The 14,433-nt window shown below is 62.8% G+C and carries 16 protein-coding genes; 7 read left to right on the top strand and 9 right to left on the bottom strand.

Translation table 11 applies throughout. The features are described from left to right. Nucleotides 1–450, top strand: a 450-nt coding sequence (locus tag VN004_RS12510; RefSeq protein ID WP_325610485.1) for an enoyl-CoA hydratase-related protein, incomplete at its 5' end; no start/stop codon positions are given. 39 nt (nucleotides 451–489) lie between these two features. Here VN004_RS12510 and VN004_RS12505 read toward each other — a convergent pair. After that, on the bottom strand, nucleotides 490–1,926 hold the full coding sequence (locus tag VN004_RS12505; protein WP_325610483.1) for a serine protease: 1,437 nt from the start codon (nucleotides 1,924–1,926) through the stop codon (nucleotides 490–492). Between the two features lie 148 nt (nucleotides 1,927–2,074). Here VN004_RS12505 and VN004_RS12500 point away from each other — a divergent pair, with 148 nt between their 5' ends. Further along, nucleotides 2,075–2,881: a molybdopterin-synthase adenylyltransferase MoeB gene (locus tag VN004_RS12500; protein WP_325610481.1), complete on the top strand. Its 807-nt coding sequence runs from the start codon at nucleotides 2,075–2,077 to the stop codon at nucleotides 2,879–2,881. A gap of 7 nt (nucleotides 2,882–2,888) precedes the next feature. Here VN004_RS12500 and VN004_RS12495 read toward each other — a convergent pair whose 3' ends face one another. Then, nucleotides 2,889–3,266, bottom strand: coding sequence for a hypothetical protein (locus tag VN004_RS12495; protein WP_325610479.1), 378 nt, complete (start codon nucleotides 3,264–3,266; stop codon nucleotides 2,889–2,891). Between the two features lie 119 nt (nucleotides 3,267–3,385). Further along, entirely contained in the window at nucleotides 3,386–4,387 is a 1,002-nt protein-coding gene (locus VN004_RS12490) for a D-glycerate dehydrogenase (protein ID WP_325610477.1), read from the bottom strand. A 120-nt stretch (nucleotides 4,388–4,507) separates the two neighbouring features. Here VN004_RS12490 and VN004_RS12485 point away from each other — a divergent pair, with 120 nt between their 5' ends. Continuing rightward, nucleotides 4,508–5,044: an SH3 domain-containing protein gene (locus tag VN004_RS12485; protein ID WP_325610475.1), complete on the top strand. Its 537-nt coding sequence runs from the start codon at nucleotides 4,508–4,510 to the stop codon at nucleotides 5,042–5,044. 1 nt (nucleotide 5,045) lies between these two features. Here VN004_RS12485 and hisF read toward each other — a convergent pair whose 3' ends face one another. The 5 genes from hisF to hisB form a co-directional block, all read right to left on the bottom strand. Beyond that, nucleotides 5,046–5,825 carry an imidazole glycerol phosphate synthase subunit HisF gene (hisF, locus tag VN004_RS12480; RefSeq protein WP_325610473.1) on the bottom strand — a complete coding sequence of 260 codons (780 nt, stop codon included), beginning with the start codon at nucleotides 5,823–5,825 and terminating at the stop codon, nucleotides 5,046–5,048. Beyond that, nucleotides 5,822–6,559, bottom strand: a complete 738-nt coding sequence (hisA, locus tag VN004_RS12475) for a 1-(5-phosphoribosyl)-5-[(5-phosphoribosylamino)methylideneamino]imidazole-4-carboxamide isomerase (RefSeq protein WP_325610471.1) — start codon at nucleotides 6,557–6,559, stop codon at nucleotides 5,822–5,824. Before hisA ends, hisF begins: the two co-directional genes overlap by 4 nt. Before the next feature lie 122 nt (nucleotides 6,560–6,681). Further along, nucleotides 6,682–7,332 (bottom strand): imidazole glycerol phosphate synthase subunit HisH, encoded by a 651-nt coding sequence (hisH, locus tag VN004_RS12470; RefSeq protein WP_325610469.1) that lies wholly within the window; start codon nucleotides 7,330–7,332, stop codon nucleotides 6,682–6,684. Continuing rightward, nucleotides 7,329–7,856 carry a DUF2628 domain-containing protein gene (locus VN004_RS12465; protein WP_325610466.1) on the bottom strand — a complete coding sequence of 176 codons (528 nt, stop codon included), beginning with the start codon at nucleotides 7,854–7,856 and terminating at the stop codon, nucleotides 7,329–7,331. The genes hisH and VN004_RS12465 overlap by 4 nt, the downstream gene beginning before the upstream one ends. A gap of 98 nt (nucleotides 7,857–7,954) precedes the next feature. Next, the gene (gene hisB / locus VN004_RS12460; protein WP_325610464.1) at nucleotides 7,955–8,548 is read right to left on the bottom strand and encodes an imidazoleglycerol-phosphate dehydratase HisB; all 594 of its coding nucleotides are present in this window, start codon (nucleotides 8,546–8,548) and stop codon (nucleotides 7,955–7,957) included. 129 nt (nucleotides 8,549–8,677) lie between these two features. Between hisB and hslV the strand changes: the two genes are divergently transcribed. The 4 genes from hslV to VN004_RS12440 all read left to right on the top strand — a co-directional run bounded on the left by hslV (nucleotide 8,678) and on the right by VN004_RS12440 (nucleotide 13,388). Further along, the gene (gene hslV, locus VN004_RS12455) at nucleotides 8,678–9,235 is read left to right on the top strand and encodes an ATP-dependent protease subunit HslV (protein ID WP_325610460.1); all 558 of its coding nucleotides are present in this window, start codon (nucleotides 8,678–8,680) and stop codon (nucleotides 9,233–9,235) included. Next, nucleotides 9,225–9,764, top strand: a complete 540-nt coding sequence (locus tag VN004_RS12450) for a GNAT family N-acetyltransferase (protein WP_325610457.1) — start codon at nucleotides 9,225–9,227, stop codon at nucleotides 9,762–9,764. Before hslV ends, VN004_RS12450 begins: the two co-directional genes overlap by 11 nt. Next, on the top strand, nucleotides 9,761–11,068 hold the full coding sequence (gene hslU / locus VN004_RS12445; RefSeq protein WP_325610455.1) for an ATP-dependent protease ATPase subunit HslU: 1,308 nt from the start codon (nucleotides 9,761–9,763) through the stop codon (nucleotides 11,066–11,068). Before VN004_RS12450 ends, hslU begins: the two co-directional genes overlap by 4 nt. Before the next feature lie 115 nt (nucleotides 11,069–11,183). After that, nucleotides 11,184–13,388, top strand: a complete 2,205-nt coding sequence (locus tag VN004_RS12440; RefSeq protein ID WP_325610453.1) for a TonB-dependent receptor — start codon at nucleotides 11,184–11,186, stop codon at nucleotides 13,386–13,388. Between the two features lie 5 nt (nucleotides 13,389–13,393). Here VN004_RS12440 and VN004_RS12435 read toward each other — a convergent pair whose 3' ends face one another. Beyond that, on the bottom strand, nucleotides 13,394–13,828 hold the full coding sequence (locus VN004_RS12435; RefSeq protein WP_325610450.1) for a pilus assembly protein N-terminal domain-containing protein: 435 nt from the start codon (nucleotides 13,826–13,828) through the stop codon (nucleotides 13,394–13,396). Nucleotides 13,829–14,433 lie beyond the last annotated feature (605 nt).

Genomic DNA, 14,433 nt, shown 5'->3' with positions numbered 1-14,433 from the left:
GGATGCGAACTCGCGATGCAATGCGATTTCATCATTGCCGCCGACAACGCCAAATTCGGCCAGCCGGAAATCAAGCTCGGCGTCATTCCCGGCATCGGCGGCACGCAGCGCCTGACGCGTGCGATCGGCAAGGCCAAGGCGATGGAGATGGTGCTCACCGGCCGCATGATGGATGCGGCGGAAGCCGAGCGCGCGGGTCTGGTGGCGCGCGTCGTGCCGCTGGCGAATCTTATGGAAGAAACGATGAAGATCGCGACCACGATCGCATCGATGTCGCTGCCGGCTGCCATGATGGCGAAGGAGTCCGTCAACCGCGCGTTCGAAACTTCGCTGGCCGAAGGCGTGTTGTTCGAGCGGCGCGTGTTTCACTCGCTGTTCGCGACGCTTGACCAGAAGGAAGGCATGGCCGCCTTCGTCGAAAAGCGGGCGCCGAAATTCGAGCACAAGTGATAGCGCGAACAGCGAAGCCGATGCGCAGTGCCCGCAGCGTTATTTCCTGACGCAGATCACGCGCACCACTGCATGCTTCGCATCGGCGACGGTGCCGTTGCCCTCGACCGGTCGCAGGCCGGCATTCGCCAGGAACTTGCGAACGGTCGCCGTCGGCACCAGTGAGATGCGAGCCGTTTGCGGAGCAAGGCTCGCGAGTGTCGCCGGCGCCATGTCGATCATGCCGGCGAGACGGCCATCTTTGTCGAGGGCGGCGCCGCCGACGAAACCGCGGGACGGATGGGCATCGAGCAGCACGCGAGTGCCGTCGACTCCTCGCAATGTCGCTGAAGCTGTGGCCGCATCGCGCGCGCCAGCCTGCGCTTCGGGCTCGGGAACGCCGATCAACGTCAGATCCGCGCTTTTCGGCGGTTCGCTGGAGAACGGCATTGTCTTGAGATTGCGGGAGCCGTTGACGCGGATCAGTGCGAGGTCTGAGGCCGCATCTTCGGCGATCAGATCGGCGCGCCCAAGTCCCGCGACGATAATGCCCTGACAATCATCGGTGAGCTGACGCTCGGTAATCACGGCTCCGGCTGCGGTCACCACGATGCCTGACCCGTAATGGACGCGTCGAGACGACGATGCGGTCGCGGGATCTCCGAAAGGCAGATACGAGCTTGTGATGATGTCGACCATCGGGAGCATGATGGTTTCCATCGCCTGGTCGTACAGGATGGTGATGCCGCGCGCCTCGTTGTCCTTCAGATAAGCCCTGACGTGGAATTTCTTCAGGCCCTGCATGCCCGACAGCACGAAAGAATTGGTGTTGATCGTGCCTTGCTCAACGCGACGCCCATTGGGGCGTCTCTTCATTTCATCGAACAGGTCCTGGAGCGTGGCTCCGGCCATTTTTTCGCGGAAGGTTTCGATCTGGATCTCGCCGCGCCCGGAAGACCAGCGGCTGCCAAGGGTGCCGATTTCGCTGTTAGGGACCAGCTTGGACGGAATGCCGAGCCGCACGCCGGGCGTCGCTTCGTCCTCGACCAGCCGCCAGCCGTTATATTCCTTGCGCGTGCGCATCGAGGCGGCAAGCGTCTGCCGCTGCTCGCGCGTCAGGATGCCGGTCTCCTCGAATTTGTTGCGCCGCTGGAAGGAGCGGACGGCCGCAATCGACCGGTCGCCAAAATCAGGATCGATCGAGCCCGACAGATCGCCCGTCCATAACAGGTCGGACTGGATCGCGACGCGTTCGGCTACCGGAAGTGCCGCATAGGCGGCCCGCTGTTCGGGCGTTGCGACGGCCACCGGCGCTGGAACCTGCTTCTGCTTGTCTTTCTTGGCGGCCTTGGTGGGGCTCTTTGGGGCTGCTTTCGGGCCAGCCTTTGCAGCGGGGGCCGGTGCTTGCGCGGGTGCAGGGGCCGGTGCTTGGGCCTGCGCCATCGCTTGCGGTACAAACGCAAGCGCGATCACGGTGACCCACGCAACGGCACGCATGTCAGCCACACCCCTCAGCCGCCCTTGTGCCCCGGACCTCTCCGCTCCGGATACCGCTCTATGATGCGCGCGCAATTAGGGATTGTGCAAGGGCTTGACGGTCAGCATGGGGGATGACGCAAAATGAAAGGCTTGGAGTGAGGTGACGATGCTGAGCCGGGAGGAACTGGAGCGCTACGCGCGCCATATCGTGCTGCGGGATGTCGGCGGTCCTGGACAGGCAGCACTGAAGAATGCGCGCGTGCTGGTCATCGGCGCGGGCGGGCTCGGAGCCCCCGTGTTGTTCTATCTCGCCGCGGCCGGAATCGGCACAATCGGTATCGTCGACGACGATCTCGTTTCGCTCTCGAACCTGCAGCGTCAGGTGGTCCACACCACACATGACGTCGGAGACGCCAAGGTGGATTCCGCGGCCGCTGCCATCGCGCGGCTCAATCCGCACGTGGCGGTGGAGCGTCATGCCGTGCGCATCGGGGCAGACAACGCGCTGGAGCTGATTTCACGCTACGATCTCGTCCTCGACGGCTCTGATAATTTCGATACGCGCTATCTGGTGTCGGACGCCTGCTTTTTTGCGCAAAAGCCGCTGGTCACCGGCGCGCTCGGAACATTCGATGCCGCGCTGACGACGTTGCGCGCGCATCAGCGCAATGCCGCCGGCCAGCCCAATCCGACATTCCGCTGTCTGTTTCCCGAGCCGCCGCCGCCCGGATCGATCCCGGCCTGTTCTGAGGCCGGGATTCTCGGCGCGCTTCCTGGCATCGCCGGTTCAATGATGGCGCTGGAAGCGATCCGCGAGATCGTGGGGTTCGGGCAGGGTCTGGTCGGCCGCCTGCTGATGATCGACACGCACAGCCTGCGTTTCGAAAGCATCGAATACGCCTGGGACAGCACAAATCCGCTCTCGGGCGAGACCCCCACGATCAAGGATCTGTCGATCCACAGGAAGGCGTAGCTGGCGGCTATTCCGCCGGCTTGGTCCAGCTCGCGACGGTGACCGCACCCTTCATGACCGACCATTTGGTGTCGTCCATGGTGTTCGGCACCAGCCGGTAGCAGGTCGCGGGGCTGCCCTGTTTCCAGGAGGTGCAGAAGCCCTCCTTGACGACCTTCCATGTCCCCACGGTTTTTTCGGCCGATTCACCGGCCTTCTTGAGCGGCTCGCGTGACGCCTTGCCGTCCGGCGTGAACACCATGGTGTAACGCTGCCGCGTCGTGGAGGTCGCCACGAACGGCTTGCCGTTGAAGAACATCGTTTTGATCTGATCGCCCGTCAGCGCCTGTGATTGCGCTGGGGTGTACAGAAACGTGAGCAGTGCGAGGGAAAGCAGGAAACGCATCGGGCCCTCCGGCGCGCATGTTCAGTCGGCACCAATACTAGCCCGGAATTTTTCCGGAAAAAGAGGCCGGTCGTCACACCGACCTCGGCAACAGGGTGTTTGGTTAAGGCGGAGCGGCCTCACAGCATGGAGGGCAGCACGCGGTCCGGCGGCTTGTGCCCGTCCATGAAGGTTTTGATGTTGATGATGACCTTCTCGCCCATATCGACCCGTCCCTCGACGGTCGCAGAGCCCATATGGGGCAGCAACACGACCTTGCCTTCGCGGGCCAGTTTAACGAGCTTCGGGCTGGCGGCAGGTTCGTGCTCGAACACGTCGAGCCCAGCGCCGGCAATCTCGCCAGCCGAGATCATCCGGATCAACGCGTTCTCGTCGATCACCTCGCCCCGTGCGGTATTGACCACATAGGCGTCCGGACGAAGCAGTTTGAGCCGGCGGGCCGAAAGCAGGTGATAGGTTGCCGGCGTGTGCGGGCAATTGACCGACACGATATCGACCCGCGCCAGCATCTGGTCGAGGCTGTCCCAATAGGTCGCGCCCAGCTCTTCCTCGATTTGAGCCGCAACCCGCCGGCGGTTGTGGTAGTGGATCTGCAGCCCGAAGGCCCGTGCCCGGCGCGCTACCGCCTGGCCGATCCGACCCATGCCGATGATGCCCAGCCGCTTGCCCCAGATCCGGTGGCCGAGCATCCAGGTCGGAGACCAGCCGCTCCACTCCACATCGCTGGTCAGCACCTGAGAGCCTTCCACGAGGCGCCGCGGAACCGCGAGGATCAGCGCCATCGTCATGTCGGCCGTGTCTTCGGTCAGAACACCGGGGGTGTTGGTGACGGTAATGCCGCGCGCGAGAGCCGTCGCAACATCGATATTGTCGACGCCATTGCCGAAATTGGCGATGAGTTTCAGGTTCGGACCCACGTGGCTAAGCACCGCGGCGTCGATGCGATCGGTCACGGTCGGAACCAGGACATCGGCAACCTTCACGGCCTCGGCGAGGTCGGCTTGGCTCATCGGCTTGTCGTCGAGATTGAGCCGGGTGTCGAACAATTCGCGCATGCGCGTCTCGACGCGCTCCGGCAACTTGCGCGTCACGATCACCAAGGGCTTCTTGCGGTTCGACATGTCTCGTGATCAGCCTTCGCGATGCGGTTCCCGGCACAGCGCGGGGCTGTTCAGCCGTCCTTAACCGGCCTCCCCGACACTGCGCCGTTCGTTACCGGCGTCTTCGTTCCCATGTAGCAGATGACCGCATCAAGACAAACCATCCGGCCCATCGCTATCGCAGCCATTTTCGCCAGCCTTGTCGTGTGTTCGCCAGCCAGGGCTGCGGGCGACGCTGCGTCCGGCAGCGCCAGTGGCCTGCCGGTCCCGCGCTATGTCAGCCTGAAATCGGATCGCGTGAACGTGCGGTCCGGGCCGACAAAGGACCACGACGTCGCCTGGGTTTTCACGAAGTCGGGACTGCCGGTCGAGATTACCGCCGAATTCGAGAACTGGCGCCGCATCCGCGATTCGGAGGGCTCCGAGGGTTGGGTGTATCACTCGCTCCTGTCTGGCCGGCGGACCGCGGTGGTCATCGCGCGCGATAAGGATCAGCTGATTCCGGTCTCCGACAGCCCCAGTCCCGACGCCGGGGTGACTGCACAGCTCCAGCCGGGCGTGGTGGCACAGGTTCGGCGTTGCGACGGCAAATGGTGCCGGGTCAATGGCAAAAATTTCGAGGGCTGGGTGCCGCAGGAACGGCTTTGGGGCGTCTATCCCAACGAGAAGGTCGATTAAGTCACGGGTCGAGGCGCATCGGCAATCCCGCCTTTGCCATATGCTCCTTGGCCTGCCGTATTGTGAATTCGCCGAAATGGAAGATCGACGCCGCCAGCACCGCGGTGGCGTGTCCGTCGCGAATGCCTTCGACGAGGTGATCGAGCGTTCCGGCACCCCCGGATGCAATGACAGGCACGGTCACGGCGTCGGAGACCGCGCGCGTCAGAGGAATGTTGAAACCGGCCTTGGTGCCGTCCCGATCCATCGAGGTGAGCAGGATTTCGCCGGCGCCGAGTGACGCCACCTCCTGCGCATATTCCACCGCATCGATGCCGGTTGGCTTGCGGCCGCCATGCGTGAAGATTTCCCACCGCGGCTTTTCGCCGGGGGCCGAAACCGTCTTTGCATCGATCGCGACCACGATGCATTGATCGCCGAATTTTTCCGCGGCCTCTTTGACAAACTCTCGCCGCTGCACGGCTGCGGTATTGATCGAGACCTTGTCGGCGCCCGATTGCAGCAACGTTCGGATATCGTCGACGGTGCGCACGCCGCCGCCGACCGTGACCGGCATGAAGCAGGCCTCAGCCGTCCGCCGCACGACATCCAGCATGATGCCGCGGTCCTCATGGCTCGCGGTGATGTCGAGGAAGGTCAGCTCGTCCGCACCGGCCGCGTCATAGGCGATGGCCGCTTCCACCGGATCGCCGGCGTCGCGCAGATCGACGAAATTGACGCCCTTGACGACGCGGCCGTCCTTCACGTCGAGGCACGGGATGATGCGGACTTTGAACGTCATGCGCTCTTCGCCGCTTTGATCAGCGCCAGGGCTTCGGCTGGATCAAGCCGTCCGTCATACAGCGCGCGTCCGGCGATCGCGCCTTCCAGTCTTTTCGCGCGCGGCTCGAGCAAGGTCTTCACATCGTCGATCGAGGCGAGACCGCCCGACGCGATCACCGGAATGGAGATCGCGTCCGCGAGTGCGATGGTCGCGTCCCAGTTGATGCCCTTCAACATCCCGTCGCGGGAGATGTCGGTGTAGATGATTGCGGTTACCCCGGCGTCCTCGAAGCGCCGGGCGATGTCGATCGCCGTCATTTCGGAGGCTTCCGCCCAGCCCTGCACGGCGACCTTGCCGTCGCGCGCATCGAGCCCAACCGCAACGCGTCCGGGAAATGAGGCTGCTGCCTCGCGGACGAAGACCGGGTCGCGGACCGCGGCGGTGCCGATGATCACGCGATCGACGCCCTTCTGTAGCCAGCCGTCGACGGTGGCCATGTCACGGATGCCGCCGCCGAGCTGTACGCGAATGTTGGTCGCTTCGAGGATGCGATCGACGGCGCGGCCATTCACCGGCTTGCCGGCGAAGGCGCCATCAAGATCCACGATATGCAGATATTCGAAGCCAGCGAGTTCGAAGGCGTAGGCCTGATCGGCGGGGTCGTGATTGAAGACGGTCGCCCGCGCCATGTCGCCTTGTTCAAGGCGAACCGCCAGCCCTTCTTTCAGATCGATGGCAGGGAAAAGGATCACGCGACTCTTTCGATGACAACGACGGGTGCGCAAGAGCGCGAACCGAAATCCATAATCCGGGACTGGCTATGGATGGCAGTCCGGTTCGCGCCGCGCTTCGCCCGGGACCACGGGTTGAACGTTCACGGCTTCCATTTCAGGAAATTGGCGATTAGCGCAAGCCCGAGTTTTTGACTCTTTTCGGGATGGAATTGCGTCCCGACCATGTTGTCGCGGCCGACAATCGCGGTAACCGGCCCGCCATAATCAGCTTCGGCGATGACGTTGGCGCGGTCCGTGGGCGTTAGCTGGTAGGAGTGCACGAAATAGGCGTGGAGCCCGGCATCACCGGTTGCGATGCCGTCGAGCAAAGGATGGTCGCGCTGCGTCCGTAGCGTATTCCAGCCCATATGCGGAATTTTCAGCGTCGGATCGGAGGGATGAATGCGGTCGACTTCGCCAGCGATCCAATCGAGGCCCTCGACCACCTCTTTCTCGTGTCCCCGCGACGCCATGAGCTGCATGCCGACGCAGATGCCGAAGAATGGCTTGCCGCGCCGTTCGACCTGTTCGCGCAGCGTCTCGACCATGCCCGGCACCGCATCGAGCCCGCGGCGGCAATCCGCAAAAGCGCCGACGCCCGGCAGCACGATACGGTCCGCGCGCGCAACCTCTTCCGGATCGCTGGTCACGACGATCGCGCCGTTCAATCCGTGTTCGCGCGCGGCGCGCTCGAATGCTTTGGCTGCGGAATGCAGATTGCCGGAGCCGTAATCGACGATGGCGGTGGTCATGTTCGCCGCTCGGGTTCCGGGAACGAGCCGATCACGGTTGAGCCGCCCCCATGAGGATAGGCAGGGCGCGCGGGCGGCGTCAGCGTCCCGCGCACCACCGTTTCCGTCCGCGCGGGCGGCGGTGCCGCATTTGGCCGCTTGCCGGCCTGCCAGTTCACGAAGAAGCGCCGCTCGGCATCGTCCTGGTTTTCGGCGACCACCACACCGACATTGGTGTAGCCGCGCCGGGCGAGGGTCCAACGGCGAAGGCTCGCGCCTTCCAGTCCGACCAGGAACGCCAGTGCAAACAGCACGAGCATGCGCCATCCACTGGTTACCCCCGCGTACCGGAGGCCGATTTCGAGCAGGACCACGAGCGCGGCGAAAAGCACAGCCGCCAGCCACAATCGGTGGCGGAGCATCCACAATACCGACAGCAGAAAGCCCCAGACATAGAAACCGTCGCGAACGAATGTGAATCGCGCGGGGTCCGGCGCGGTCTCTGCCTTGCCCAGCGGAGGCTGGTGAACGGTATACACGGCCATTCTCTAGGGTCCTCGGTCTTCGGCCGCTCGTCGTCGGCAAGAGCGGTAATCCGGCCTTTTGCCGGAGTCTCACCTTGCGCGAACGATCGCAGGCGTGGTCAGCCGCCTAAAGAGCCTTTCGTCGAAGGAATCTCGTCTGCCGCCTTCGGATCGATCGCGAGCGCCGAACGCAGCGCGCGCGCCAGACCCTTGAAGCAGGATTCCGAGATATGATGGTCATTCGACCCGTACAATGTCTCGACATGCAAGGTGATGCCCGCGTTCATCGCAAAGGCCTGGAACCACTCGTTGACGAGCTGCGTGTCGAAGGTCCCGATCTTGTCACCGCCGAATTTGACCTTGAAGACGAGCATCGGGCGCCCGGAAACGTCGACCGCCACCCGCGTCAGCGTCTCATCCATCGGCAGATGCACGTCGGCATACCGGACGATACCCTTCATGTCGCCCAGCGCCATCCTGACCGCCTGCCCAAGGGCAATGCCGACATCCTCGGTGGTGTGGTGGTCGTCGATATGGAGATCGCCCTTGGCGCGTATCCGGAGGTCCATCCGCGAATGCCGCGCCAGCAGGTCCAGCATATGGTCGAAGAAGCCGATACCGGTCGCAATATCTGCGCGGCCGGTCCCGTCGATTGCGACCTCGACCGCAATGTCGGTTTCCTTGGTTTTGCGCGTGATTTGACCTTTGCGCATGATGTGCGGGTTCCGGAGTGAAATTCGGGGCCTTTTAACAGTGCATCGCGGATTGTGCCACCGATCGCACTGCCAATTTGCAAACGCGCTCGCTGGTGCCTAAATCACCGCCGCACAGGGTTAATCTGCATGTCTTCTCCCGACAATTCACCGGTCTGGCACGGCACAACCATTCTGACGGTCCGCAAGAACGGCATCGTGGCGGTCGGCGGCGACGGTCAGGTCTCCGTCGGCCAGACCATCATGAAGTCCAATGCCCGCAAGGTCCGGCGCCTTGGGAAGGGCGACGTCATCGGCGGCTTTGCCGGGGCCACGGCGGACGCCTTCACCCTGTTCGAGCGCCTGGAGGCCAAGCTCGAGCAATATCCCGGACAGCTGCTGCGCGCCTCGGTCGAGCTCGCCAAGGACTGGCGGACCGACCGTTATTTGCGCCGGCTGGAAGCCATGATGATCGTCGCCGACAGCAAGACCTCGCTGGTGCTGACCGGCAACGGCGACGTGCTGGAGCCGGAAGCCGGCATCGCCGGGATCGGATCGGGAGGAAATTATGCGCTGGCGGCGGCGCGTGCGCTCGCGGACGGCCCGCTCTCGGCTGAGGAGATCGTGCGCCGGTCGCTCGATATCGCCGCCGACATCTGCGTCTACACCAACCGCAGCGTGACCGTGGAAACGCTCAATGCGGTCTGAACCGCAGCCGATCGATTTCATTCCGGTGCAGCCGGAGCATTATCCGTTGCTCCGAACCTGGCTCAGCGCGCCGCATCTGCGCGAGTGGTGGGGTGATCCGGACGAGGAGCTCGGCTACATCCGCGACATGGTCGAGGGCCGCGATACTACCCGGCCGTTTCTGATCGTGCTGGGTGGCGAACCGGTCGGTTACATCCAGTACTGGTTCATTGGCCATCGTCAGAACCAGCAATGGGTGAAGGACAATCCCTGGCTCGCTGAATTGAGCTCCGACACCATCGGCGTCGATCTTTCGATCGGCGACCCGCGCAAATTGTCGCGGGGCATCGGTTCGGCCGCACTTGCGGCATTCATTCGCCTGCTTCGCGAGCAGGGACATGAAAGGATCATCATCGATCCTGATCCGCTTAACGCGCGCGCGGTGCGTGCCTATATGAAGGCCGGCTTCCGGCCTGTTCCGCATCTGGAAGGCCGGACCGAAGGCGTGCTGATGATGCAGCACCACGACTTCGAACACGAGTTGACATGACCGACTTTTCCCCCCGCGAGATCGTCTCCGAACTCGACCGCTACATTATTGGGCAACATGAAGCGAAGCGCGCCGTGGCGATCGCGCTTCGCAATCGCTGGCGCAGGCTGCAGCTCGACGAACGCCTGCGCGAGGAAGTGCTGCCCAAGAACATCCTGATGATCGGCCCGACGGGGGTCGGCAAGACCGAGATTTCGCGGCGCCTGGCGCGGCTGGCCGGCGCGCCCTTCCTCAAGATCGAAGCGACCAAGTTCACTGAGGTCGGCTATGTGGGCCGCGACGTGGAGCAGATCGTTCGCGATCTCGTGGAGGTCGCCATCGCCCAGACCCGCGAACGCAAGCGCAAGGACGTCCTGGCGCGTGCTGAAGCCGCGGCCGAGGATCGTGTCGTCAACGCGCTCGTCGGCGAGAACGCCAGTCCCACGACGAAGGATGCGTTCCGCCGCAAGCTGCGCAATGGCGAACTCAACGACAAGGAAATCGAGATTGAAGTGTCGTCCGGCGGTGGCGGCGGGCTTCCGATGTTCGACATTCCAGGCATGCCCGGTGCTCAGATGGGCGCGATCTCGATCGGCGACATCTTCGGCAAGCTCGGCGGCAAACCAAAGACGCGCCGCGTCACGGTTGCCGAATCGCACGACCTTCTGGTGAACGAGGAGGCCGACAAGCTGCTCGACACCGAAACCGTGGTTCAAGAAGCGATCCGTGCCGTGGAGAATAACGGCATCGTCTTTCTTGACGAAATCGACAAGATCACGGCGCGGGACGGTCGCGTCGGAGGCGACGTGTCGCGAGAGGGCGTGCAGCGCGATCTATTGCCGCTGATCGAAGGCACCACGGTTTCGACAAAGCATGGCCCGGTGAAGACCGACCACATCCTGTTCATCGCGTCGGGCGCCTTCCATGTCTCGAAGCCGTCCGACCTGTTGCCCGAATTGCAGGGCCGGCTGCCGATCCGCGTCGAACTCAAGGCGCTGACCCGGGAAGACTTCCGCCGCATCCTGACCGACACCGAAGCGTCGCTGATCAAGCAATATATCGCGCTGATGGCGACGGAAGGCGTGACGCTGAACTTCACCGAAGATGCGATCGATGCGATTGCCGACATCGCCGTGTCGGTAAATTCGAGCGTGGAGAATATCGGTGCGCGGCGGCTGCAAACCGTGATGGAGCGCGTGCTCGACGAAATATCCTTCACCGCGACAGACCGCAGTGGGGAAGTGCTGACGATCGACGCCGCTTACGTTGAGAAGAATATCGGCGACCTCGCCAGGAACGCCGATCTGAGCCGGTTTATTCTGTAGGACTCCTGATCAGGCATCCGATCCGCGCGCTGAATGGGCGGACCGGACTCGTCTCGCGTTGACACTCGTCGGGCTCAATATGTAATGTTATAACATTACATATTGAGGGAACGACATGTTAGGTCGCCGCGCTGCTACTATCGCGCTGATTTCGTTGCCACTTTTTGAGGGCCCGGCTTGCGGTCAGGCGGTCGAGCTTCCCGCCATAACCGTCACCGCAAGCCCGATCTCCCGTCGCCCGGTCCGTCCGGTGGCGACGCCGGGTCCGCGTCAGACAGCGCTCGAAACGCCAATCGAGGCCACCACGCCCGCCGCGCCGCCGCACCTCTATCGCGGCACGCTGCCGGTCGTGGCCGATCAGTTCGCGACCGTCACGGTCATGCCGCGCGGCGAAATCGACTCGTCCACCGGCCAGACGCTTGGCGAGATTCTTCAGGACAAGCCAGGCATCATGTCGTCGGGCTTTGCACCCGGTGCGGCAAGCCGTCCGATTGTCCGCGGGCTCGATAATTACCGCGTGCGGATTCAGGAGAACGGGATTGGTGCGAGCGGCGTCTCAGAGCTTGGCGAAGATCATGCGGTGCCGCTCGATCCTCTGACGGCTCAAACCGTCGAAGTCATTCGCGGTCCGGCAACCTTGCGTTACGGCTCTCAGGCGATCGGCGGTGTAGTCAACGCCGACAACAACCGCATTCCAACATCGATCCCGTCGCGCGGCATGGCATTTCAGGGCCGGGGCTCCATCACGAGTGTCGACCGCGGCCGCGAGGGTGCAATTCTGCTCGATGCCGGCGGCGGCAACTTCGCCGTCCACGCCGACCTCTGGGGCCGAAGCGCCGGTGACTACAAGATCCAGTCCTATCCGTATCTCTTTCCCGATGAGCCGCCACCGCTCGTCGGCAAATGGCAGCCGAATTCGGAGCATCGGTCGCATGGCAATTCGATCGGCGGCTCACTCATTTTCGATCGCGGCTATGTCGGTCTCGCCTACACGAATTTCGATGCGGCCTATCGCATTCCGGGCCAGGAGGCAGTTGAAGCCCGGACGAACATCGATCTCAAACAATCCAGGCTCACGGGCAAAGGCGAAATACGCCCCGACAGCAACGGGATCGAAGCGATCCGCTATTGGTTCGGTGCGACCGATTATCGGCATGCAGAAATCGCAAGCGAAGGGGGCTTTTATGGCCCGCAGCAATTCTTTCTCAGCGATCAGAAGGAGTTGCGCGTGGAGGCGCAGCTTCAGCCGTTCGAATTGCGCTTTGCTGCGCTCACGACCGCGCTCGGCTTGCAGGCGAGTCGCGAAAGCCTCGACGGGGCAGGGCGCGAGGGCGGCCTTTTCGATCCGAACACGACGCGCAGCATCGCCGGCTATCTCTTCAACGAGTTCCGGTTCAATGCGACGCAGAGGCTGCAGCTCTCCGGCCGCATTGAGAGCAACAGGGTCGGCGGCTCGGTCCCCGACCTGTTCGTTGATCCCGACCGCGATGTTGCCCGGCATCGTCAATTCCTGCCGCTGAGCGGTGCCGTTGGCTTCTTGCAGAACCTGCCCGGCGACCTTGTGGCGAGCGTCACCTATCAACATGTCGGACGCGCCCCGCGTGCGCCGGAGCTTCTATCCCGCGGCGTCCACGAAGCGACCGGCACATTCGACGTCGGCAATCCCGATCTTGTTACCGAGGTCGCGAATTCGCTCGAGGTCGGTCTGCGCCGCGCCAAAGGTCCGCTTCGTTTCGAAGCGGCCGCCTTCTATACCCGCTTCGACAATTTCATTTTCCGCAACGTGACGGGCCTGCGTTGCGGGGAAACCTTCGGCAGCTGTGCAGACGACCCGGACCTCGTACTGGCGCAGGCAGTCTATGACCAGCGCGCCGCGACGTTTCGTGGTGCGGAAATCCAGGCACAGTACGATGTTGTTCCGATCGCTTGCGGCGTCTGGGGCGTCGACGGTCGCTATGACATCGTGCGAGCCACCTTTAGCGACGGCAGCAATGTGCCGAGGATCCCGCCGCAGCGGCTCGGTGGCGGCATCTACTATCGTGACGGCAATTGGTTCGCCCGCGTCGGTCTTCTGCACGCGTTCGCGCAAACGGACCTGGCCGCGCTCGAAACGATGACCGCAGGGTATAACCTGCTGAAAGCCGAGATCAGCTTTTCGTCGAAACTTCCAGGCGACCTGAGCGGTCTGTCCGAGTTGAAGCTCGGGCTTGTTGGTGACAACCTGCTGAATGACGACGTGCGCTTCGCCCAGTCATTCAAGAAAGACGAGGTGCTGCAGCCTGGCCGCACCGTGAAGGTATTCGCGACAGTGAAGTTCTAGTGCGGTCACCGTCCGCCGGACGCCGCGGTCGCCTGTGTGCTGCGGGTCGTACTCTGAACCAAGGTCCGGTTGAAGAATTGCTCGCTATCTCCGGGCGAGATCACAGGCTCGCATATCGGGGAGCAATTATAAGTCTGACGCTCGATGCCCTTATAGACGACGACGGTATCGATCGCGGCCTGGACGATGATTGTCTTTTCGAGCAAGGCATTGCCTTTGCGGTCGAGCGCGATGAAATTTGTCGCGCCATATCCCTTCCCGGTCAGCACCGCCAATCCGCCGGCCTGAATGGTTGCATCTGCGATCAGCGGATTTCCGATGATGATCGTTGCAGCAAGGTCCGGAAGCTTGACGAGCTTGGCTTCGTCCATTTGTACGAGCAGGGCGTCGCTCGGGTAACGATCTCCCGCGGGCGCTGGCGCCGGCAGTAGCATCGCCATGGCAAGAGTCCCGATGGCGCTGACGCAGGGACCCAGATTCCAAACGCGCCAACCCAGCGACATCGCGTTACTCCGCACTCATACTGGAACAAGGAGACTGCAGAACTCGCCGTCATCCAATGTCGAATTCACCGCAAAATGGTGAATCATTCGACAACGCAGGTATCAGAGTTCTTCTTCCACGCGCTTCCTGTTCGGCTGCGGTTCCGAGCTCGCGAAATTTGCCTAAAACCTTCTTTAACTGTGATCCAAAATCAGGAGCACCCATCACCCCGCATGAGTGCGATGCCGGACGCGTTTAGGGCGATGTCGGATCGAACCCACGCATGCGATTTGACTCTGGCCGGCCATCAATCCGAGTACTGATGGCGCTTCGAAACGTCGCCTAATTACACAACGATTCCAGTGGTTAAGACGAAACGACGTGAACTCGTTCGGCCGCGTCATCTTCTTGACGGCACCTGTTCAAAACCGGCCGGCTCCACGGTGCGATGCCTAACGGCATCTGAACGGGCCCGCAGAATCCGGGGCGCTCGATCTTACCGTTTTTTCAGCGGTGCCTGATAGCTTCGCGTCACTGCCGGCCACAACGGCTGTCTGGTTCA

The sequence above is a fragment of the Pseudorhodoplanes sp. genome, assembly GCF_035565855.1.
Classification (GTDB): Bacteria; Pseudomonadota; Alphaproteobacteria; order Rhizobiales; family Xanthobacteraceae; genus Pseudorhodoplanes.
This window is presented reverse-complemented; position numbering and strand designations above follow the sequence as displayed.